This is a genomic window from Avibacterium paragallinarum, from assembly GCF_900450705.1.
Lineage (GTDB): Bacteria > Pseudomonadota > Gammaproteobacteria > Enterobacterales > Pasteurellaceae > Avibacterium > Avibacterium paragallinarum.
The window spans coordinates 1,734,994-1,756,776 of record NZ_UGHK01000002.1; the positions used below are offsets into that span (position 1 = coordinate 1,734,994).

Annotated in this window: 19 protein-coding genes and 1 pseudogene; 8 read left to right on the forward strand and 12 right to left on the reverse strand. The window is 42.4% G+C overall.

Annotation, left to right across the window (positions count from 1 at the left end; all coding sequences use genetic code 11):
- Positions 1-69 precede the first annotated feature (69 nt).
- The 3 genes from pflB (at position 70) to pflA (ending at position 4,216) form a co-directional block, all read left to right on the forward strand.
- The gene (pflB, locus tag DXZ23_RS13510; protein WP_021723904.1) at positions 70-2,382 is read left to right on the forward strand and encodes a formate C-acetyltransferase; all 2,313 of its coding nucleotides are present in this window, start codon (positions 70-72) and stop codon (positions 2,380-2,382) included.
- A 124-nt stretch (positions 2,383-2,506) separates the two neighbouring features.
- Entirely contained in the window at positions 2,507-3,322 is an 816-nt protein-coding gene (locus tag DXZ23_RS13515) for a 5'-nucleotidase, lipoprotein e(P4) family (RefSeq protein WP_017805109.1), read from the forward strand.
- Positions 3,323-3,475: 153 nt separating this feature from the next.
- The gene (pflA, locus tag DXZ23_RS13520) at positions 3,476-4,216 is read left to right on the forward strand and encodes a pyruvate formate lyase 1-activating protein (RefSeq protein WP_017805108.1); all 741 of its coding nucleotides are present in this window, start codon (positions 3,476-3,478) and stop codon (positions 4,214-4,216) included.
- Between the two features lie 369 nt (positions 4,217-4,585).
- Here pflA and galM read toward each other — a convergent pair.
- From galM to galT, 3 genes and pseudogenes are all read right to left on the reverse strand, one after another.
- Positions 4,586-5,634: pseudogene (gene galM, locus DXZ23_RS13525) on the reverse strand (galactose-1-epimerase).
- The gene (gene galK / locus DXZ23_RS13530) at positions 5,628-6,785 is read right to left on the reverse strand and encodes a galactokinase (RefSeq protein ID WP_021723908.1); all 1,158 of its coding nucleotides are present in this window, start codon (positions 6,783-6,785) and stop codon (positions 5,628-5,630) included. The pseudogene galM and the gene galK overlap by 7 nt, the downstream one beginning before the upstream one ends.
- Before the next feature lie 20 nt (positions 6,786-6,805).
- Positions 6,806-7,849 carry a galactose-1-phosphate uridylyltransferase gene (galT, locus tag DXZ23_RS13535; protein WP_017805106.1) on the reverse strand — a complete coding sequence of 348 codons (1,044 nt, stop codon included), beginning with the start codon at positions 7,847-7,849 and terminating at the stop codon, positions 6,806-6,808.
- Positions 7,850-8,229: 380 nt separating this feature from the next.
- On the opposite strand from galT, the gene mglB reads away from it, so the two are divergent.
- The 3 genes from mglB to mglC are packed head-to-tail and all read left to right on the forward strand — an operon-like array spanning position 8,230 to position 11,822.
- Entirely contained in the window at positions 8,230-9,219 is a 990-nt protein-coding gene (gene mglB / locus DXZ23_RS13540; RefSeq protein ID WP_021723909.1) for a galactose/glucose ABC transporter substrate-binding protein MglB, read from the forward strand.
- A gap of 56 nt (positions 9,220-9,275) precedes the next feature.
- Positions 9,276-10,793, forward strand: coding sequence for a galactose/methyl galactoside ABC transporter ATP-binding protein MglA (gene mglA, locus DXZ23_RS13545; RefSeq protein ID WP_017805104.1), 1,518 nt, complete (start codon positions 9,276-9,278; stop codon positions 10,791-10,793).
- Between the two features lie 18 nt (positions 10,794-10,811).
- Complete coding sequence (gene mglC / locus DXZ23_RS13550; protein ID WP_021723910.1) at positions 10,812-11,822, forward strand: galactose/methyl galactoside ABC transporter permease MglC; 1,011 nt, start codon at positions 10,812-10,814, stop codon at positions 11,820-11,822.
- A 293-nt stretch (positions 11,823-12,115) separates the two neighbouring features.
- Here mglC and ccmI read toward each other — a convergent pair whose 3' ends face one another.
- The 9 genes from ccmI to ccmA form a co-directional block, all read right to left on the reverse strand.
- Complete coding sequence (gene ccmI / locus DXZ23_RS13555; protein WP_017805103.1) at positions 12,116-13,009, reverse strand: c-type cytochrome biogenesis protein CcmI; 894 nt, start codon at positions 13,007-13,009, stop codon at positions 12,116-12,118.
- Positions 13,010-13,012: 3 nt separating this feature from the next.
- Positions 13,013-13,504 (reverse strand): cytochrome c-type biogenesis protein, encoded by a 492-nt coding sequence (locus tag DXZ23_RS13560; RefSeq protein ID WP_017805102.1) that lies wholly within the window; start codon positions 13,502-13,504, stop codon positions 13,013-13,015.
- Positions 13,504-14,049 carry a DsbE family thiol:disulfide interchange protein gene (locus DXZ23_RS13565; protein ID WP_017805101.1) on the reverse strand — a complete coding sequence of 182 codons (546 nt, stop codon included), beginning with the start codon at positions 14,047-14,049 and terminating at the stop codon, positions 13,504-13,506. Before DXZ23_RS13565 ends, DXZ23_RS13560 begins: the two co-directional genes overlap by 1 nt.
- Before the next feature lie 10 nt (positions 14,050-14,059).
- On the reverse strand, positions 14,060-16,018 hold the full coding sequence (locus tag DXZ23_RS13570; RefSeq protein WP_017805100.1) for a heme lyase CcmF/NrfE family subunit: 1,959 nt from the start codon (positions 16,016-16,018) through the stop codon (positions 14,060-14,062).
- Positions 16,015-16,533, reverse strand: coding sequence for a cytochrome c maturation protein CcmE (gene ccmE, locus DXZ23_RS13575; RefSeq protein WP_017805099.1), 519 nt, complete (start codon positions 16,531-16,533; stop codon positions 16,015-16,017). The genes DXZ23_RS13570 and ccmE overlap by 4 nt, the downstream gene beginning before the upstream one ends.
- Positions 16,530-16,727 carry a heme exporter protein CcmD gene (gene ccmD / locus DXZ23_RS13580; RefSeq protein WP_017805098.1) on the reverse strand — a complete coding sequence of 66 codons (198 nt, stop codon included), beginning with the start codon at positions 16,725-16,727 and terminating at the stop codon, positions 16,530-16,532. Before ccmD ends, ccmE begins: the two co-directional genes overlap by 4 nt.
- Before the next feature lie 108 nt (positions 16,728-16,835).
- Positions 16,836-17,573, reverse strand: coding sequence for a heme ABC transporter permease (locus tag DXZ23_RS13585; RefSeq protein ID WP_017805097.1), 738 nt, complete (start codon positions 17,571-17,573; stop codon positions 16,836-16,838).
- A 42-nt stretch (positions 17,574-17,615) separates the two neighbouring features.
- Positions 17,616-18,281: a heme exporter protein CcmB gene (gene ccmB, locus DXZ23_RS13590; RefSeq protein ID WP_017805096.1), complete on the reverse strand. Its 666-nt coding sequence runs from the start codon at positions 18,279-18,281 to the stop codon at positions 17,616-17,618.
- Between the two features lie 45 nt (positions 18,282-18,326).
- A complete protein-coding gene (ccmA, locus tag DXZ23_RS13595) occupies positions 18,327-18,974 on the reverse strand; it encodes a cytochrome c biogenesis heme-transporting ATPase CcmA (RefSeq protein WP_017805095.1) in 648 nt (215 codons plus the stop codon).
- 282 nt (positions 18,975-19,256) lie between these two features.
- Between ccmA and DXZ23_RS13600 the strand changes: the two genes are divergently transcribed.
- The gene (locus DXZ23_RS13600) at positions 19,257-19,916 is read left to right on the forward strand and encodes an IS1595 family transposase (RefSeq protein ID WP_017805094.1); all 660 of its coding nucleotides are present in this window, start codon (positions 19,257-19,259) and stop codon (positions 19,914-19,916) included.
- A 311-nt stretch (positions 19,917-20,227) separates the two neighbouring features.
- Positions 20,228-21,781 carry a 2-isopropylmalate synthase gene (gene leuA, locus DXZ23_RS13605; protein WP_017805093.1) on the forward strand — a complete coding sequence of 518 codons (1,554 nt, stop codon included), beginning with the start codon at positions 20,228-20,230 and terminating at the stop codon, positions 21,779-21,781.
- Positions 21,782-21,783 lie beyond the last annotated feature (2 nt).

Genomic DNA, 21,783 nt, shown 5'->3' on the forward strand with positions numbered 1-21,783 from the left:
CGTAAGAGCGGTTGTTTTTTCGCCGTTTTTACATAGTTAAAATTTTATTTACGTTAAAGGAAAATAGTAATGACTCAACTAACAGAAGCGCAAAAAAAAGCGTGGGAAGGTTTTACTCCAGGTGACTGGCAAACCGAAGTAAACGTACGCGATTTTATTCAAAAAAACTACACCCCTTATGAAGGTGATGAATCATTCCTTGCTGGCGCAACAGAAGCGACCACGAAATTATGGAATGATGTAATGGAAAAAATTAAGGTTGAGAACAAAACTCACGAACCTTATGACATTGATACAGATACGCCATCAACCATTACTTCTCACAAACCAGGTTACATTGAAAAAGACTTGGAAAAAATCGTCGGCTTACAAACTGATGCACCATTAAAACGTGCCATTATGCCTTACGGTGGGATCAAAATGGTGAAAGGTTCGTGCCAAGTTTATCGCCGCGAATTAAAACCTGAAATTGAACATATCTTTACAGAATATCGTAAAACCCATAACCAAGGGGTATTTGATGTTTACACCCCAGATATTTTACGTTGCCGTAAATCAGGCGTAATCACAGGTTTACCAGATGCTTATGGCCGTGGCCGTATCATCGGGGATTATCGCCGTTTAGCCCTTTACGGTGCAGATTTCTTAATGAAAGATAAATTCAACCAATTTAATTCATTACAAGAAAAATTAGAGCGTGGTGAAGATATTCAAGCGACAATTCAATTACGCGAAGAAATTGCTGAACAACACCGTGCATTGGGTAAAATTAAAGAAATGGCAGCCTCTTACGGTTTTGATGTTTCTAACCCAGCAACTAACGCACAAGAAGCGGTACAATGGACTTATTTCGCTTATCTTGCAGCGGTAAAATCACAAAATGGTGCGGCGATGTCTTTCGGTCGTGTTTCTACTTTCTTAGATATTTACATTGAACGTGATCTTAAAGCGGGCAAAATCACCGAGCAAGAAGCACAAGAATTAATAGACCACCTTGTAATGAAATTGCGTATGGTGCGTTTCTTGCGTACTCCAGAATACGATCAATTATTCTCTGGCGACCCAATGTGGGCAACTGAAACCTTAGCGGGTATGGGCTTAGACGGTCGTACATTAGTAACCAAAAACAGCTTCCGTATCTTACACACCCTTTACACAATGGGGCCTTCACCAGAGCCAAACTTAACCATTCTTTGGTCTGAACAGTTACCAGAAGCGTTCAAACGTTATTGTGCGAAAGTATCTATTGATACATCATCTGTACAATACGAAAACGATGACTTAATGCGTCCAGACTTCAACAGTGATGACTATGCGATCGCTTGTTGTGTAAGCCCGATGGTTGTGGGTAAACAAATGCAATTCTTCGGTGCGCGTGCGAACCTTGCAAAAACCTTGTTATACGCAATCAATGGCGGTATTGATGAAAAATCAGGGATGCAAGTTGGGCCTAAATCAGCGCCAATTACTGATGAAGTGTTAGATTTCGATACCGTAATGGCGCGTATGGACAGCTTTATGGATTGGCTTGCTACCCAATACGTTACTGCATTGAACATCATTCACTTTATGCACGATAAATATGCCTATGAAGCGGCATTAATGGCATTCCACGATCGTGATGTATTCCGCACAATGGCTTGCGGTATTGCAGGGCTTTCTGTGGCGGCAGACTCATTAGCTGCGATCAAATACGCTAAAGTGAAACCAATTCGTGGCGACATCAAAGATAAAGACGGCAACGTAGTGGCATCTAACGTGGCTATCGACTTTGAAATCGAAGGGGAATATCCACAATTCGGTAACAACGACAGCCGTGTTGATGATTTAGCGGTAGATCTAGTTGAACGCTTTATGAAGAAAATTCAAACGCATAATACCTATCGTAACGCAACCCCAACACAATCTGTACTTACTATTACTTCTAATGTGGTTTATGGTAAGAAAACAGGTAACACCCCAGATGGTCGCCGTGCTGGTGCGCCATTCGGGCCAGGTGCAAACCCAATGCACGGACGCGATCAAAAAGGTGCGGTAGCTTCATTAACTTCTGTGGCAAAATTACCATTTGCTTACGCAAAAGACGGGATTTCTTACACCTTCTCCATCGTACCAAATGCGTTAGGTAAAGATTATGAAGCACAAAAACGCAACCTTGCAGGCTTAATGGACGGTTACTTCCACCACGAAGCCACGGTTGAGGGCGGACAACACTTAAACGTGAACGTAATGAACCGTGAAATGTTGTTAGATGCAATGGAAAACCCAGAAAAATACCCACAATTAACTATTCGTGTTTCTGGTTACGCCGTGCGTTTCAACTCTTTAACTAAAGAGCAACAACAAGACGTGATTACGCGTACTTTCACGCAAGCAATGTAATTATGTTGTAGCATAAAAAGAAATTAAGGGAACATAGAGGAAATCTATTGTTCCCTTAAATTTATCTGTCATATAATAAGTGCGGTAGTTTTTTATCTTATTCCACTTTTCAACAGGAGGTGTTATGAAACACACAAAATCCAAATTAGCCGTATTGACGCTTTCCGCTCTTTTTGTACTCACAGCTTGTACCTCAAATCAACAACATGCTGAACAGCAATTACAAGAGCAAGCCGTGCTAGGCTTAAACTGGGTACAACAATCTGGTGAATATCAAGCCTTAGCCTATCAAGCCTTTAATATGGCAAAAATTGCCTTTGACCAAGCGAAAGCTACCAAAGGTAAAAAGAAAGCGGTTGTAGTGGATCTTGATGAAACAATGATGGACAACAGTGCTTATGCGGGTTGGCAAGTGCAAACAGGTCGCAGTTTTAATGGTGATGACTGGACACGTTGGGTGAATGCACGGCAGACCGCGGCTGTACCGGGCGCAGTTGAATTTAATAACTATGTAAACAGCCACAACGGTAAAGTTTTCTATGTTTCTAATCGCAAAGATGCCATAGAGAAAGCGGCAACCCTTGACGACCTGAAAACCCTTGGCTTTGTAGGTGCAAGTGAAGATGTGCTTTATTTGAAAAAAGAGAAATCAAATAAATCAGCACGTTTTGCTGAAATCGAAAAATTAGGCTACGACATCGTACTTTATGTGGGGGATAACCTGAATGATTTCGGTGATGCCACTTATCATAAATTGAATGCTGAACGTCGTGCTTTTGTACAACAAAACAGAAAACAATTTGGTAACACATTCATCATCTTACCAAATCCAAACTATGGCGATTGGGAAGGCGGTTTAGCCAAAGATTATTATAAAGGGGATTACCAAAACCGTATCAAAATCCGCCACGATGCGATTAAAGCGTGGAATGGAAAATAAATTTTTTCACCAAGATTAAGCGATAATATGAACAATCTGCCTATTCCCCAATAGGCAGATTAATTTCTATTTAATTCTCGCAGGGCGAGCTAAATGCTCAAGAGCATTAAATAGAAATTAACGAATTTACATTTTCTCTAACGAAGGAATATTATGTCTGTTTTAGCACGCTACCATTCTTATGAATCTTGTGGGACGGTTGATGGTCCGGGGATTCGTTTTATTCTTTTCTTGCAGGGCTGTCTGATGCGTTGCAAGTATTGCCACAACCGCGATACTTGGGATTTACACGGCGGAAAAGAAATTTCTGTAGAAGATTTAATGAAAGAAGTGGTGTCTTACCGCCATTTTATGAATGCCTCGGGCGGCGGGGTTACCGCTTCTGGCGGAGAGGCAGTGTTACAAGCGGAATTTGTGCGGGATTGGTTTCGTGCCTGTAAAAAAGAGGGGATTAACACCTGTTTAGATACCAACGGTTTCGTGCGTCATTATGATGAAGTCATTGATGAATTGTTAGAGGTTACCGATCTTGTTTTGTTGGATTTGAAAGAATTAAATGATCGCGTACATCAAAATTTAATTGGCGTACCGAATAAACGTACCCTTGAATTTGCCAGATATTTGCAAAAACGCAATCAACGTGTTTGGGTTCGCTACGTTGTTGTACCAGGCTGGACGGACAGTGATGAAGACGTGCATTTGCTCGGGCAATTTATTCAAGATATGAAAAATATTGAAAAAGTCGAACTGCTTCCTTACCACCGCCTTGGTGCACATAAATGGGAAGCGATGGGGGAAAAATATGAACTTGAAGATGTTAAACCCCCGACAAAAGAATCTCTTGAGCATATAAAGCATATTTTACAAGGATATGGATTAGTAGTGAGCTATTAACTTATCACTCACTAGTTTTAAAGCGTAGCTTAATTTATAAAAAAACAGCCATTCTTGATTAAGAATGGCTGAGAATGACATAGTATGAATTAAAAATAATAACCTAACTGCACGGCTAGGCTTTTATCTACGATATCGTTATGTTGGCTAAATTGCCATTTTACTCCTGTTTGAGTTAAAAATAGACATTGACAATGCACTTATCGCTAAACAGAATTTTTTGTGCTGCGTTGTGTTTTCATTGTATTCTTCTCATAAATAAAATCGGATTTTGGGCGTGATGTTAAAATTTTCCACATATTATTATAATGCTCTACTCATATCTAGTTAATATCACTATAGGTATCTTTTCAGTTTAACTTTAACTTGTTATTTCTTGCGGACACACTGAAATTTGTAATTAATCCACTGTTTATACGGTTGATGAGCTTTAGTAATGCCTCCATAGCAATACCATTCTGGGTGATTTGGGGTGTCGGGCAAACATTCTGGTTCAAGGGCGATGCCTTGATAATGCTGATAACAACCACCAATGCGATTTGGCGTGCCAGCGAGGAAATTTCCTGTATAAACCTGCAATGCAGGGTGAGAGGTGGAAACCTCAAGGGAAAGTTGCTGGTTAGCGGAAGTTAGCACAGCACAAGGTTGCGATTGTGAAGCTTGCGTTCGGTTGAGTAAGAAAGCGTGATCGTAACCCTGAGTGAGGTGTTGCTCTTGTTGTAAGAAATCCTGAGCGATCCGTTTCGCTTGGCGGAAATCAAAACTGGTTTTTTGCACCGCTTTGAGCGGTGCGTTGGGAATGCCTTGTTGATCCACTGGCAAAAACTGATCCGCGTTGATTTTTAACCAATGTTGGCGAATATCCGTGCCTTGTGTGGCATTATCCAAATTAAAATAGGCGTGGTTGGTTAAGTTTAGTGGCGTGTCTTCATCACATAGGGCATCAAATTCAATGCGAACTGTATTATTTTCCATTAAACGATAAGTTACGCGAGTTTGTAAATTCCCCGTAAATCCTTGATCGCCATCGGGGGAAAAAAGAAAAAATTGTACAAAATTATCACCGCACTTTTCAATCTGCCAACGGCGTTTGTCAAAGCCATTACCACCGTGAAGTTGATGCTTCCCTTGATTGGCATTTAAATAAACCGTTTTTCCATTAATGCGAAAGCGACTATTGGCAATGCGATTGGCATAACGCCCCACCGTTACGCCAAGATAGGCTTGTTGTTCGGGGTAATCTTGCACTTTACAGCCCAGTAGCACTTCTTGTAAGTTGCCTTTACTGGCACTTGGCAAGAAAGCCACGTTGCCCCCCAATCCATAATGTCGATACACATTCCATTGCGATTGGTGAGCCTAAAACAGTGGAAGGGTTCACCATCAGGGGCAAGTCCTTGTTGATATTGTCTTAACATAGACTTACCCCCTCAGAAGCCTTGCAAACATAGAAATCTTCTTTTAAGCCGGTGGTTTTTTCGTAATTTTCAACGATGATGCTTCGCACCGCTTCGACTTTTTCCGTTGGGGCAACCACCACAACACAGCCACCGAAACCGCCGCCAGTCATTCTTGCCCCTCCTGTATTGCCGATGGCAAGTTGAGCCAATCCCACCAAATAATCAATTTGTGGCACGGTGATTTCAAAATCCTCTCGCATTGATTCGTGAGATTGTGCCATCAGTTTTCCAAGCCCTGCCAGATCGCCCTGTTTTAACGCTTCCACTGCAGCAAGCACGCGTGCATTTTCTGTGATGACGTGTCTGGCACGTTTCGCCACAATAGGATCAAGTGCGGTCAGTTCTTCCTCTCTTTTTTTGAATTGTTCTAGCGACACATCACGCAAGGCTTTTGCCCCAAAAAATGCTGCCGCTTGTTCGCATTGTTGGCGGCGGGTGTTGTATTCCCCTGCCACAAGATCGTGTTTTACTTTTGAATTGATGATCATCACTGCAACCTTGTCTGGCACGGGGGTCGGTTGGGTTTCAAGGGTGCGACAATCGATCATCAATAAATGATCTTTTTGTCCTAAAGCAGAAATGAGCTGATCCATATTGCCACAATTTGCCCCGACAAATTGATTTTCCGCTTGCTGACCGATTAAAGCGATCTGGGTATCAGTTAGTGGAAGCTGGGCGAGCTGTTGGCAAAATTTCCCTACTGCCACTTCAAGGGAGGCGGAAGAGCTTAAGCCCGCCGAAAGTGGTACATTACCGCTGATGACAAGATCTGCCCCTTGACGAAATTCTGGGCATTGCATTTGAATAAATTTCACCACGCCACGCACATAGCCCGTCCATTTATGAGCGGGGTTTGGCACAATGGGATCGGCAAGATCAAACTCGTCAAACGCATCAAGATCCGCCGCATAAACACGGAAAAGGCTATCATCACGCTTCGCTCCACACACAGCTGTACCATAATCAATAGCACAGGGCATTACAAAACCGTCATTGTAATCGGTATGTTCACCGATGATATTGACTCGCCCTGGTGCATAAACGCAGAGATCAAAAGTGCGGTGGTATTTTTCGTTAAATTTCTGCGTGGCGTGTTGTTGTGGGAGCATTCGTGTTCTCCTTTATTGAATTAGCGTAATTGGTAATGAATGTCGCTTAACGCACGCAATCTTTCCGCCGCCTGTTCGGCGGTGAGATCACGTTGGTTTTCAGCCAACATTTCATAGCCCACCATAAATTTTCGCACCGTAGCTGAACGTAATAATGGCGGGTAAAAATGGGCGTGTAGTTGCCAATGAGTGTTCTCTTTTCCATTAAAGGGAGCAAAATGAAAGCCCATTGAATAAGGGAAGCTGGTTTCAAATAAGTTGTCGTATTTGGTGGTTAGCTGTTTCAATGCTAATGCGAGATCCTGCTGTTGGGCTGGGGTGAGCTGAGAAAAATTCTTGCTATGGGCTTTGGGTAACAGCAAGGTTTCAAAAGGCCAAACCGCCCAATAAGGCACAAGGGCAACCCAATGTTCTGTTTCCACCACAAGGCGTTCTTTTAGGGCAAGCTCACGTTGTACATAATCCACCAGTAGCACAGTACCATATTTTTCAAAATAGCGTTGCTGAGCTTGATCTTCTTGGGCTACTTCATTGGGCAGAAAACTGCTAGCCCAAATTTGCCCGTGCGGGTGAGGGTTGGAACAGCCCATTACCGCACCTTTATTTTCAAAAATTTGTACCCAAGGATAATGTTGCCCTAGCTCATTAAGTTGTTGTTGCCACACTTCGATCACCGATGTAATTTCTTCAATACTGAGTAGCGGTAAGGTTTTGCTGTGATCAGGTGAAAAGCAAATTACACGGCTTTCCCCCTGTGCGGGAGCAGTTTTGAATAGGGGATCATCGGAAAGTTCTGGGCTGGGCGTATTGTTGAGTAAGGCAGAAAAATCATTTTTAAATACGAAAGGTTTGCGGTAATTGGGATTTTGTTCACCGGTAATGCGTTTATTTGTTGGACAAAGATAGCATTGAGGATCATAACTTGGCTTTTGAACTGTTTCATTTTTCTCTTGTTGCCCTTGCCACGGACGTTTTGCTCGGTGAGGGGAAACCAGTATCCATTGTTCAGTTAGCGGATTGTAGCGACGGTGTGGGTGTTCTGTGGTGATGAATGATTCGAACATGATTGGCTCTCTTTTCAAACAGTGATAAAAATGAATCTTTCTATTTATTGCTTTCTGCGTAATGTGCTGTTTTATTTTTCACTTAAATGAGTATAACAGATTGCTAAAGATAAACTATTAACTTGATCACAAATTGAAAAAGAAAATCGAGTAAATGGAACTTCGCTTCGTCTTTTTTCGGTTAGATTTTGCATAGCCGTTCTCATTTATTTATGATCATTATCACATTTTCAATGATCTTCTTATGGATTCTTTTTCTAAATGTGAAAAGGATCACAGTCTTTCTCTGATTTTTTCGTTATACTCAAATTTTAAATGAACATATGTATAGCGTCGTATCTTTTCTTTTATCTCACGTTAAGTTACTAAGGAGCAAGCTTATGAAAAAATCCCTACTAAAAAGTACCGCACTTACAATAGGTTTAGGTTTGGTAATATCTGCACAAGCATCAAATCGCATTGGCGTGACTATTTATAAATATGACGATAATTTTATGTCTTTAATGAGACAAGCTATTGAAAAAGAAGCTAAGCAGTTCCTAGATGTAGAGCTATTAATGAATGATTCGCAAAATGCTCAATCGGTGCAAAATGATCAAGTGGATGTGCTGATTTCTAAGGGAGTGAAAGCACTTGCGATTAATCTTGTTGATCCCGCAGCAGCTTCAACAATTATTGGTAAGGCAAAATTAGAAGAAGTACCCGTAATATTCTTTAATAAAGATCCAGGTGCAAAAGCCATAGGTAGTTATGAACAGGCTTACTATGTAGGCACAGATCCGAAAGAATCGGGGATTATTCAAGGGCAACTTATTACGAAACATTGGAAAGCCAATCCTGATTTTGATTTAAATAAAGATCACAAAATCCAATATGTGTTGCTGAAAGGTGAACCAGGACATCCAGATGCTGAGGCACGAACAAAATATGTCATTGAAGAGCTAAACAAAAGTGGTATTGAAACCGAACAGCTTTTTATTGATACAGCAATGTGGGACGCTGCAATGGCAAAAGATAAAATGGATGCTTGGTTATCAAGCTCAAAAGCGAATGAAATAGAAGTTGTTATTGCAAATAACGATGGTATGGCAATGGGCGCTTTAGAAGCGGCTAAAGCTCACGGTAAAAAGTTACCTATCTTTGGGGTAGATGCTTTACCTGAGGTTTTACAGCTCATTAAAAAAGGGGATATTACAGGGACAGTATTACAAGATGGGGTAACGCAAGGTAAAGTTATCGTTCAATTTGCAGATAATCTTGCGAAAGGAAAAGAGATTACTCAAGGAACAAATTGGAAGCTTGAAAAGAAAGTATTGCGAATCCCCTATGTTGGTATTGATTCTGATAACTTAGCCACATTTTTAAAATAATAGCCATATCAGTGGGGAAACAATATTGTTTCCCCAAAGAATCAAGGGATAACATTGTGCAAGCTCAAACTGAAAAGAATAAAAAAGTTTTGCTTACAATGACAAATGTCAGCAAAACCTTTCTTGGTGTTAAAGCCTTGGATCGAGCAAATCTCACCGTTCATTCTCATTCTGTTCACGCCTTAATGGGGGAAAATGGAGCAGGAAAATCCACCTTGCTGAAATGTTTATTTGGTATTTATACAAAAGATGGAGGGGAAATTCACTTTTTAAATCAGCCTGTTAATTTTAAGACCTCAAAAGAAGCCTTAGAAAATGGTATTTCTATGGTTCACCAAGAGTTAAACCTCGTGCGGCAGCGTAATGTGATGGATAATCTTTGGCTTGGACGTTATCCGTTAAAAGGTATTTTTGTTGATCACGCTAAAATGTATCGTGATACTCAAGCCATTTTTGATGAACTCGATATCGATGTTGATCCAAAAGAAAAAGTGGCGAATTTATCCGTTTCACAAATGCAAATGATTGAAATTGCAAAGGCGTTTTCTTACAACGCGAAAATTGTGATTATGGACGAGCCCACTTCGTCCCTTTCAGAAAAAGAAGTGGAACATTTGTTTAAAATCATCGAAAAACTGAAAAATCGTGGCTGTGGGATCATTTATATTTCGCATAAAATGGACGAAATATTCAAAATTTGTGATGAAATTACCATTTTGCGTGATGGAAAATGGATCAACACCGTTGCTGTCAAAGACACCACGATGGACGATATTGTCGCAATGATGGTGGGGCGTGAACTTACCCAACGTTTTCCAAAAAAAACCAATACACCACAAGAGGTGATCCTTGAAGTAGAAAATTTAACCGCACTTAATCAACCCTCTATTCAAGCGATCAGTTTTCAATTACGCAAAGGAGAAATTTTAGGTATCGCAGGCTTGGTTGGGGCGAAACGCACGGACATTGTCGAAACACTGTTTGGTGTGCGAGAACGCAAATCGGGGACAATTAAACTGCACGGAAAAACAATGAAAAATCGTACCGCACTTGAGGCGATTAACAATGGCTTTGCCTTGGTTACAGAAGAACGGCGTTCAACGGGTATTTATGCTAACTTAAATATTGAGTTTAACTCATTGATCTCAAATATGAAATCTTATCTTGGAAAATTAGGTTTACTAAGTGGAAGCAAAATGAAAAGTGATACGCAGTGGGTGATCGATGCGATGAATGTCAAAACCCCATCGCATAAAACCACCATTGGTTCACTTTCAGGCGGTAACCAACAAAAAGTGGTAATTGGACGTTGGCTACTCACTCAACCTGAAATTTTGATGCTTGATGAACCCACTCGAGGCATTGATATTGGGGCAAAATTTGAAATTTATCAGCTCATTATGGAACTCGCCAACAAAGGGAAAGGCATTATTATGATTTCCTCCGAAATGCCAGAACTTTTAGGTGTAACTGATCGTATTTTGGTAATGAGTAATGGGAAAATGGCAGGCATTGTGGAAACTGCCAACACTTCGCAAGAAGAAATTTTACAACTTGCCGCGAAATATCTCTAATTTGGAAGGAAATAAATTATGTCTGCTTTAAAACAAAATAAATCGCTGGATTTCCTGAAACAGAACGCCATTTACTTCGTACTGCTCGTGTTACTTGGCATTATCATTATGCAAGATCCAAGTTTTCTCAGTTTAAGAAATTTTAGCAATATTCTTACCCAATCTTCTGTGCGTTTGATTATCGCTCTTGGGGTTGCGGGTTTACTGGTAACGCAAGGTACAGATTTATCTGCGGGTCGTCAAGTGGGATTGGCCGCGGTGATCTCCGCAACATTACTGCAAGCGATGGATAATATGAACCGTGTTTTTCCAAATTTGGGGGAAATCCCTATTCCTGTTGTCATTCTTATTGTTTGTGCTGTAGGGGCTGTGATTGGTTTAGTCAATGGGGTCGTGATTGCCTATTTAAATGTAACGCCATTTATCGCCACAATGGGAACAATGATCATCGTTTATGGTATTAATTCACTCTATTACGATGCAGTAGGTTCTTCACCCATTGCAGGTTTTAATGAACAATTCTCCAGTTTTGCACAAGGCTTTTTCCGTTTAGGCAACTTTAAACTTTCCTATATCACTATTTATGCGGCAATTTGTGCTCTTTTTGTTTGGATATTATGGAATAAAACCCGTTTTGGAAAAAATATCTTCGCCATTGGTGGAAACCCTGAAGCCGCTCGTGTGTCAGGGGTGAATGTAACGCGGAATTTAGTCGCCATCTATATGATCGCCGGCATATTCTATGCGTTCGGCGGAATGCTAGAAGCTGGGCGTATCGGCAGTGCCACGAATAATCTCGGCTTTATGTATGAACTTGATGCAATTGCTGCTTGTGTCGTCGGTGGAGTTTCGTTTGCTGGAGGTGTAGGAACGGTAATGGGGGTGATTACTGGGGTACTAATCTTCACCGTGATCAACTATGGTTTAACCTACATCGGTGTAAATCCTTATTGGCAATATATCATCAAAGGCAGCATTATCATTTTTGCCGTTGCCATTGATTCCCTCAAATATGCTAAGAAGAAGTGATTAAGAGGGATTTTTTGCAACAGTAAGAGATAAGTCAATATTATAGTCCTTTGATTTCAAAATAATACGGCGTTACATTGCCTTGCCGTACTATCTGTACTATCTACGGTGCGTTGTTTAGTCTTATTTTGAACTTAAATGACTATACAATGAGGAGCTCCAAATAAAAGTCGATGAATGAAATCATCGACTTTTATTTAGTTGATAAACACCTTATGAAGTTTGTTTTAATAAGGAGCTATGCTTGGTTTGACCACCTAAGACTGTTAAAATCATTGCTTCGCCTCCGCATTTTATTTCTCGCTTTTTTCTTTTTCAGCTTGTGCATCACGAGTGGCACGGATACTTTTTTCTAGCAAGCCAACCCGTGGATCATTTTCAGGAATAAGGCGTAGCATCATCGCCCAAGTTACCGCTGCCATTTTGTATTCTTCATTTTCAAAATATTGAAAGGCTAACAAGCCTAAGGCTTGTAGATTGCTGTGATCTTTGCGTAACACGCCACGCAGCAACTCCATTCCTTTGTTCTTGTCGCTTTGATCTTCTGAGAACATTAATACTCTCGCATAGGAAAGCTGATATTCAATATTTTCAGGATCTAATTTCACCGCTCTTGCATAGCTGTCATAGGCTAAACGGGCGTTATCCAAATTCATTGCGATTTGCCCAAGCGTCCACCAATCGGCTGGATTATTCGGCGATTGTTGCAATTTTAAACGCAAGGCGACGGCGAATTGTTGCAATTCCTGATCGCTCATCGGCTTGCTGTCTTCTTCTTTTAAGCGTTCATAAAAGTGCGGTAGTTTTTGCAAGGTGTTTTCCATCATTGCTTCTTGTTGCCACGCCCCCGCTTTCATATAGCCCAAGCCCGCTAAAATCGCCAATGTCAAGAAGCCCGATACAAACCAAATTTTGCCGTATTGCTTGCGATCTTGTGGCTGCGGTTCGCTTTCGGGAATATCTTGTAATAAGGCTTGTTGTAATTCCGTGCGTAACGGGGCAGCATTTTCAATCAGCCCTTGTTGCTCATCATTTTCCAATTCCTTTAATCGATTGAAATAAAAGGCTTTGTTGAGTTTATCCCGCTTATGATTATCAAGAGTTTGGCGAGTAGAAAATAATAAGGGATAAAAACAAATCACCGCTACCACTAAGGTGATCCCCAAACTTGCGAGCCAAAAATTCATTGTTTATTCCTTATCTTTTAGCAACTGTGCCAAGCGTTGTTGCTCCGCTTGGGTTAAATTTTCATCATTTTTTTGCACCGCACTTTGTTCCCACACATTGGTTTTTTCCTGCGTTTTAGGCTTACGGCGTAGCACTAAAATGATCCCCAGTAAAATCAAGCCAATCGGCATCGCCCATAGGAAAAGGGTGGCAGGGGTCAATGGCGGGTTGTAGGTAACAAAATTGCCGTAACGTTGCACCATATAATCCACAATTTGCGATTTGCTTTGCCCTTGTTGCAAGAGTTCATACACCTTTTCTCGCATATCCACCGCAATGGTGGCGTTGGAATCCGCAATGTTGTTATTTTGACATTGCGGGCAACGCAATTCTTGCGTGAGGGATTGGTAATCCTTTTCTTGTTGCTCAGAGGCAAAATTTCGCACTTCGATCGCCCCATTGCTGTTCAGGGCAAAAAAGAAAAGTGCGGTCAGAAAATAAGCACGTTTTTGCATTATTGTTGTTCCATTAATTTTTGATAAATCGGCTGTAAGGTGGTTTTCCACACTTTTTCATTCACATCGCCAGCATAGCGATAATGAATGATCCCTTTGCCATCAATAATGAAGGTTTCTGGCGCACCATAAACCCCGAGATCTAGCCCGAACGAGCCTTTTTCGTCTTTAATCACGAGCTGATAAGGGTTGCCGAGATCCTTAAGCCATTTGATCGCTTTGTCGCTTTTATCTTTATAATCCACGCCAATAATGGTTACGCCTTGCGAATGAAGCTGGTTCAAATATTGATGTTCCGCATAGCAAGTGGGACACCACGTCGCCCACACATTCAACAAAATGGGTTTGCCTTGTTGGAAAATGCTTTGATCGTACGTTTTGTTTTCAAACAAATCTTGCAAGTTCGCTTGTGGCACAGGTTTTCCCACCAAGGCACTTTCCAATGCTTTTGGATCATCGCCGTTAGCGTTGCGTTGCAACTGTACGAAAAAAGCGAGGATCAACACTAAAAAAAGGATTAACGGAATGGCATATTTTTTCTTCATTATGACCTTCTTATTCTGCCTGAGTTTTGTTTAAAAGTTGTTTGAAACGATAGCGTCGGTCGAGCATACAGAGCAATCCGCCCAATGCCATCAATACGCCGCCGAACCAAATCCAGCGAATGAACGGTTTGTAATATAAACGCAACGCCCACGCCCCATTGCCGAGGCTTTCGCCTAAGGCGACATAGAGATCGCGACTAAAGCCCCAATCAATCGCGGCTTCGGTCATCGACATTTTGCTCACGGTGTAAAAGCGTTTTTCGGCGTATAAGGTGGTTTCGTATTTGCCGTTTTTGCTGATTTCAATTTCCGCTTTGCCGCCGAGATAGTTCGGCCCGTTGGCATCGCTAATGCCTTGAAATTTAAAGTCATAGCCTGCAATATCAATACTGTCGCCTACGTTCATTCGTACATCACGTTCAATGCTGTAGTTTTGGCTAAAGGCAATACCCCAAACAGTCATCGCTACGCCAAAATGTGCCAACACCATTCCCCAGTGAGAGCGAGAAAGTTTTGTCAGCCCAACTAAAAAGTGGTGGCGGTGGGTGGCACGTTGTTGCAATTCATACAACGCTAGCACGCTGATAATCACTGCCATCATCACGCCAAGCACTGAGGTGAGTGTAATGCGATCTTGAAGCCAATAAGGCAAGGCAAAGCCCGCAATCATCATCACTACAAGGCTGATAATGACAGGCTTTCTAATGGCAGAAAACTGATCACGTCGCCATTTCACTAAAGGCCCAATGCCGAGTAACAAGGCAAAAGGGATCATAATGTAGAGGAACATTTGATCGAAAAACGGCGCACCAATGGAAATGCTTCCCAAGCCGAGCTGTTTATGCACTAACGGCAATAATGTACCCAAAAACACCACGGAAAGTGCGGTCATTAAAAGAATATTATTGAGCAACAACATTGTTTCGCGGGAATAGCGTTCGGCATTATCGCGTGAGCGAATTTGATTGCCTTTGTAGGCATATAATGCCAGTGAGCCACCAATCACTACAATGAGATAGGCGAGAATATACAGCCCACGAGTAGGATCGGAAGCAAAGGCGTGTACCGAAACTAAAATCCCTGAACGCACAAGGAACGTGCCGAGCAAACACAGCGAGAAAGCTAAAATTGCCAGTAACACTGTCCACGCTTTGAACGAGCCACGTTTTTCCGTTACCGCCAGCGAGTGCAATAACGCCGTGCCTGCTAGCCAAGGCATTAAAGACGCGTTTTCTACAGGATCCCAGAACCACCAGCCGCCCCAGCCCAATTCGTAGTATGCCCACCAAGATCCAAGCACGATGCCGAGGGTTAAGAAAATCCACGCTGCCATTGTCCAAGGACGCGACCATCTCGCCCACGCGGTGTCGAGTTTTCCTGTCATTAATGAAGCGATCGAAAAGGCAAATGCCACCGAGAAGCCCACATAGCCCATATAAAGCAATGGCGGGTGGAAAATCAGCCCCACATCTTGCAATAACGGGTTAAGTTCACGCCCCTCCACAGGGAAATCAGGAAAAGTACGGTCAAAAGGGTTGGAAGTAAACAAAACAAAAATTAAAAAGCCAATGGTAATCACGCCCATTACGCCCAACACCCGAGCCACCGCTTCTTGCGGTAAGGGTTTGCTGAAAAAGGCAACTGCCGCACTCCATAGGCTCAGTAACCAAATCCATAATAATAGCGATCCCTCGTGCGATCCCCACACTGCCGATAAGCGATACGCTAGCGGTAAATTCGTGTTGGAATTATTCACCACATATTGCACAGAAAAATCATTGGTGGCGAATAAATAAAACAAGCACGCAAAGGCAAAACTGAGGGTAAAAAACAGCCCGTAGGTCATTGGGCGAGCCAGTGCCATTAGCTGAGGATTATTTTTTTCAGCCCCATAAAGCGGGAAAAAGGCTAATAATAGCGACACGCCGAACCCCAGTGCTAAGGCATAATTTCCTAATTCGGCGATCATTGTTTACCTTCTTGTTTTTCTTGGCGATCACGCTCGCTTTCGCCCGTTAAATCCGAAATTCCCATCGGTTTATGCACCTTTTTCATTTGCTCGCCTAGCTCTGGCGGCACATAGTTTTCATCGTGTTTCGCTAGCACTTCGCTCGCCTCTAACACGGTCGGTGCTTTCAACACACCTTGTGCCACAATCCCCTGTCCTTCGCGGAATAAATCAGGCAAAATGCCCTCATATTCTACGGTGATCGCAGGCCCAATATCGTTGAGATCAAACACCACTTTGAGGCTTTTATCATCACGTTTCACCGTACCAGCCACCACCATTCCGCCTACTCGGATACGTTGCCCCACTTTCGGCTTCGTATCGGCATCATCATTTTTGCCGTAGATCACTTCCGTTGGGGTATAAAACAAATCAATGTTTTGTCGCAACGCGTAAAGCACGAGGGAAAACGCCACTGCCACGCCAAACAGCACAAATAGCACGATTTTAAGGCGAGATTTACGTCTTGGGTTCATAGGCTTTCCCCCTGTGAAGATTGATATTTCACGCGTTGTTGCTCACGCTGAATTTCTTTGATGAGCGTTTTTTTGCGTAACATTCCTTGCACAATCAAGCCAGCCAAAGCCAAAAACGACAACCCGTAGGATAGCCACACATAAAAGCCATAGCCCCCCATATTGAGAAAATCACTCACAGATTCAAAAAACATTTTCTTATCCTTCTAAAATCAAAAAATACGTTAAAAAACCACCGCACTTTATTTCAGCCGAACTCAATTTCAAACAATCTCAAAGTGCGGTGCTAATTTTAGCTAAATTTATTTCCCATTCACAAGGGCTTTAACCCAAGGGCGTTTTTTCTCATCATTCAGCAATGCCAAGCGATAACGCACGAGGGTTAAGCAAATGCTCAATGCCATAAAGCCAAAAATCGACAAAATCAGCGGGATTAACATCGGCGTGGCGATAGAGGGCTTTTCAAATTTGGTAATGCTCGCCCCTTGATGCAGGGTGTTCCACCATTCCACCGAGAAATGAATAATCGGAATGTTGATCACGCCCACGATAGCCAAAATCGCTGCGGCTTTCATTCCTGTGGTGCGATCTTGGAACGCGGAATACAGGGCGATCACCCCTAAGTATAAGAAAAATAAGATTAATGATGCGGTGAGGCGTGCGTCCCACACCCACCACGTTCCCCACATTGGCTTGCCCCAGATCGCCCCTGTAATCAAGGCGATAAAGGTAAATACCGTGCCGATCGGTGCCATTGCGATAATGGAAAGATAGGCTTGGCGAATTTGCCACACAAGCCCAACCACGCCAGCCACAGCCATCGACACATAAAGGCCCATCGACCAAATAGCGGCAGGAACGTGAATGTACATAATGCGAAAGCTGTTGCCTTGCTGATAATCCGCAGGGGCATAAGCCAGCCCCCACACCAGTGCTGTGCCGATTAACAAGGTTGAAAGCAGCACAAACCAAGGGATAAATTTACCGCATAAATGATACTGCGTTTCTGGTTTGGCATAAGGATGAAGCCATTTCCACATAAGATTGTTTTCCTTTAAAAATAAATTAAAAATCCTTCAATATTATTCAATACTAATGCGTAATGCCGCCGCAATCGCAAAAGGCGATAGGGTTAAAGCCGCACATAACATCGCACCTAAAATCGCCAACTGTCCGTTGTAAGGAAGGGACAACTCGGCAGCTTCTAGCACGGAAGCAGAAAAAATCAGCACGGGGATAAACAAAGGCAACACGAGCAAACTCAGCAACACGCCCCCTTTGCGTAACCCCACCGTTAAAGCTACCCCAATCGCCCCAAGACAGCTTAAAATTGGTGTGCCAATCAACAAGGTTAGCACCAACGCCCACCAAATATGGCTATCCAAAGAAAGCAATAATGCCGCAATGGGTGAAAGCAAAATCAGCGGAAAGCCCGTTAAAAGCCAGTGAGCCACCACTTTCGCCAATGCGGTAAGGGCTAAAGGCTGCGAGCTGAGCATTAATTGCTCCAACGAGCCATCAATGAAATCATCACGAAATAGGCGTTCAAAAGACAGCAAGGCAGAAAGCAAGGCCGCTACCCAAGCCACTCCAGGGGCAATTTCCGCGAGCAATTTTGGCTCTGGCCCGATAACCAGCGGAAACAGGGTGATGATAATCAAAAAGAACCACAACGGATTAAGAATTTCCGTTTGTTTTCGCATTGCAATGCGAAGTTCTCGTTTGATGATTTGGCTAAATATTCCCATAAAAACTACTCTATTTTTCTACCGCACTTTTATCGCACTGTTGTTCTACTCGGCTGCGTTGGCTTTGTATTTTTCTAAATCAAGGCGTTGCAAGGCTTGGCTTGGGATTTCCTGATGGCTGGTTAAAATCACCATTCCCCCATTGGCAACGTGCCGTTCAAACAGTTGGGTTAAAACGCCCACGCCTTTTTTATCAATGGCAGTGAAAGGCTCGTCTAAAATCCATAGTGGTGCTTGCGACAGCCATAAACGAGCAAGGGCGATGCGTCGTTGCTGCCCTGCGGAAAGTTGCCCTGCAACAATGTCCTCACGCCCGATTAATCCCACTTTCTCTAACGCCTGCCATAATGCCTCATCGCCTTGCTGACATTGGCTAATGGCTTGATAAAACTGCAAATTTTCCCACGCGGTTAGCTCAGGTTTAATGCCCGCCTGATGTCCCAAATACAATAGCTGATAATAATATTCTTCACGGCATTGGGTGATCGGCTCACCATTCCAACACACCTGCCCCACAAGCGGTGAAGCTAAACCCACTAAAATGCGTAATAAACTGGTTTTACCGATGCCATTATGCCCTTCAATCTGCACAAAATCACCACTTTGCCAAGAGTGAGATAAATCCGTAAATAAGGTTTTATCCCCCCGCTGACAAGTGATTTCTTTGAGTTGTAATTGATTGATTATTGACATAAAAATCCACTCCGTGCCGAAAATTCCCGAATTTTACCATAAAGCCGCGAATGAAGCGTAACGATTAACCCAAGAAATCATACTACTTTAGAAGTATTTGCGGCGATTATTGATTTAACGCAAAAACCTCTTTTATTTTACGCATAAGAATAAATTTTATAACAGGAATTTTACGAAAAGTGCAGTATAAAAAAATACCATTTTTTATCAATAAAGAATAAAACACTAACTATAATAAAAAATGGGGCTGTAGTAGATTAGCAACAATGATATACTACAAAAATGAAGATAACATATTGTAAATTAAAGCAATCCATACAGAAAAAACTGCTTGAGTTTTTTGTCGCAGAAGTTACTGCAAGAACAGCAGCAAATTTGCTAGATATTCAACCGAATACAGCCGCTTTGTTCTACCATAAAATCAGGCTTGTGATTGGCTATCATTTATCCCTTGAAGTTAACGAGATTTTTGAGGGGGAAATTGAACTAGACGAAAGCTATTTTGGTGGTCATCGAAAGGGAAAACGAGGACGAGGACGAGGAGCGGCTGGAAAAGTTGCTGTTTTTGGGTTACTAAAACGACAAGGAAAGGTATTTACTGTTGTGGTTGAAAACACCAAGAGTGAAACATTACTCCCTGTTATTAAAAGAAAAATCAAGCCTGATAGCTGGGTTTATACGGACACTTATCGCAGTTATGATGCACTTGATGTGAGTGAATTTCACCACGAACGAATCAATCATTCCGAGCTATTTGCGGTGAAACAAAATCATATTAATGGCATTGAAAATTTTTGGAATCAGGCGAAGCGGATACTGCGAAAATATAATGGAATTAACCGAAAAAACTTTCCTTTATTCTTGAAGGAATGTGAATTTCGGTTTAACTTTGGGACACCAAAAGAGCAGTTAAAAATATTGCGAAAATGGTGTGAAATTTAGGGCTAATCTACTACAGCCCCTAAAAAATTCAAATTTTTCTGCTTTTTAAATCTTTCAGCAATCGTTTAATTAGGCATAAAATGCTAAAAAAGTATTTGACAGTACATTTTTAACAGGTAAGATAAACAGCCTTTTTAAGAAGGATTATGTTTTATGTTTATTCGTGTTTTGCTCTCACTCCGCCTGCTCCTCTCACATTTTTTGTGCGGCTAGCTTGTGGATGAAAAACACGCAATGTAACAGTTTCCCAAATTTTGCCCGCACTTTATAGTCGGGCTTTTTTTTATTTCAAATTAACGAAAGGATAAATTATGACAGATCAAGTGATTATCTTTGACACCACATTACGCGATGGCGAGCAGGCATTGAAAGCCAGTTTAACAGTAAAAGAAAAGTTGCAAATCGCACTTGCCCTTGAGCGTCTTGGCGTTGATGTGATGGAAGTGGGCTTCCCTGTATCTTCAGCGGGGGATTTTGAATCTGTCCGAACCATTGCACAACAGGTTAAAAATAGTCGCGTTTGTGCCTTATCTCGTGCGGTGGATAAAGACATTGATGTGGCTGCGGAAGCTTTGAAAGTGGCTGAAGCCTTTCGTATTCATACTTTTATCGCCACCTCCGCCTTGCACGTTGAAGCCAAATTACGCCGCACTTTTGACGATGTGGTAGAAATGGCGATCAACGCGGTGAAACGTGCCAGACGTTATACTGATGATGTGGAATTTTCTTGCGAGGACGCAGGGCGTACGGGGATTGACAATATTTGCCGTATCGTAGAAGCGGCGATTAATGCGGGGGCAACCACCGTGAACATTCCCGACACCGTGGGCTATTGCTTACCGATGGAATACGGCAACATTATCGCCAATGTAATGAACCGCGTGCCGAATATTGATAAGGCGGTGATTTCTGTGCATTGCCATAACGATTTGGGTATGGCGACTGCCAATTCTTTAACTGCCGTACAAAACGGGGCAAGACAGATTGAATGTACCATCAACGGTATCGGCGAGCGTGCGGGCAACACCGCATTAGAAGAAGTGGTGATGGCGATCAAAACCCGCCAAGCCTTGTTCGGCGTGGACACTCGCATTAATACGCAAGAAATTCATCGCGTTAGTCAAATGGTGAGCCAATTATGCAATATGCCGATTCAGCCGAATAAAGCCATTGTGGGATCAAACGCCTTCGCCCATTCTTCAGGAATCCACCAAGATGGTATGGTGAAAAATAAAAACACCTATGAAATTATGTCGCCAGAAACCATCGGCTTGAAAAAAGAAAAATTGAATTTGACCGCAAGATCTGGTCGTGCGGCGGTGAAAAACCATATGGATTCAATGGGTTATCAAGAAAATGAATATGATTTGGATAAATTATACGAAGCCTTTTTGAAATTAGCGGATAAAAAAGGGCAAGTCTTTGACTACGATTTAGAAGCCCTTGCCTTTATTGATATGCAACAGGGTGATGAATATCGCTTAACCCTTGACGTGATCACCTCGCAAATGATTAGCCATTTGCCCGCTTCCGCTTTCGTACAAGTGGAATTGGACGGCGAGAAATTAAGCCAAGTGTCGAGCGGTGGGAATGGGCCTGTTGATGCGGTGTTCAATGCCATTTTGAAAATCACGGGTATCGAACTAAAAATGTTGAACTACAACTTAACTGCCAAAGGCGAGGGGGCGGAAGCACTCGGGCAAGTGGATATTGTGGTGGAGCATAAAGGTCGCCGCTTCCACGGCGTGGGCTTGGCAACGGATATTGTGGAATCCTCTGCACGGGCGTTAATCCACGCAATCAATGCGATCTACCGTTCGCATAAAGTAGAAAATTTAAAATTACATAAAAATTCGGTGAATTAAGG

Coding starts and splice junctions, on each gene's coding strand:
- pflB (WP_021723904.1), top strand. CDS start 70: ATGACTCAACTAACAGAAGCGCAAAAAAAAGCGTGGGAAGGTTTTACT.
- DXZ23_RS13515 (WP_017805109.1), top strand. CDS start 2,507: ATGAAACACACAAAATCCAAATTAGCCGTATTGACGCTTTCCGCTCTT.
- pflA (WP_017805108.1), top strand. CDS start 3,476: ATGTCTGTTTTAGCACGCTACCATTCTTATGAATCTTGTGGGACGGTT.
- galK (WP_021723908.1), bottom strand. CDS start 6,785: ATGCTCCCACAACAACACGCCACGCAGAAATTTAACGAAAAATACCAC.
- galT (WP_017805106.1), bottom strand. CDS start 7,849: ATGTTCGAATCATTCATCACCACAGAACACCCACACCGTCGCTACAAT.
- mglB (WP_021723909.1), top strand. CDS start 8,230: ATGAAAAAATCCCTACTAAAAAGTACCGCACTTACAATAGGTTTAGGT.
- mglC (WP_021723910.1), top strand. CDS start 10,812: ATGTCTGCTTTAAAACAAAATAAATCGCTGGATTTCCTGAAACAGAAC.
- ccmI (WP_017805103.1), bottom strand. CDS start 13,009: ATGAATTTTTGGCTCGCAAGTTTGGGGATCACCTTAGTGGTAGCGGTG.
- DXZ23_RS13560 (WP_017805102.1), bottom strand. CDS start 13,504: ATGCAAAAACGTGCTTATTTTCTGACCGCACTTTTCTTTTTTGCCCTG.
- DXZ23_RS13565 (WP_017805101.1), bottom strand. CDS start 14,049: ATGAAGAAAAAATATGCCATTCCGTTAATCCTTTTTTTAGTGTTGATC.
- DXZ23_RS13570 (WP_017805100.1), bottom strand. CDS start 16,018: ATGATCGCCGAATTAGGAAATTATGCCTTAGCACTGGGGTTCGGCGTG.
- ccmE (WP_017805099.1), bottom strand. CDS start 16,533: ATGAACCCAAGACGTAAATCTCGCCTTAAAATCGTGCTATTTGTGCTG.
- ccmD (WP_017805098.1), bottom strand. CDS start 16,727: ATGTTTTTTGAATCTGTGAGTGATTTTCTCAATATGGGGGGCTATGGC.
- DXZ23_RS13585 (WP_017805097.1), bottom strand. CDS start 17,573: ATGTGGAAATGGCTTCATCCTTATGCCAAACCAGAAACGCAGTATCAT.
- ccmB (WP_017805096.1), bottom strand. CDS start 18,281: ATGGGAATATTTAGCCAAATCATCAAACGAGAACTTCGCATTGCAATG.
- ccmA (WP_017805095.1), bottom strand. CDS start 18,974: ATGTCAATAATCAATCAATTACAACTCAAAGAAATCACTTGTCAGCGG.
- DXZ23_RS13600 (WP_017805094.1), top strand. CDS start 19,257: ATGAAGATAACATATTGTAAATTAAAGCAATCCATACAGAAAAAACTG.
- leuA (WP_017805093.1), top strand. CDS start 20,228: ATGACAGATCAAGTGATTATCTTTGACACCACATTACGCGATGGCGAG.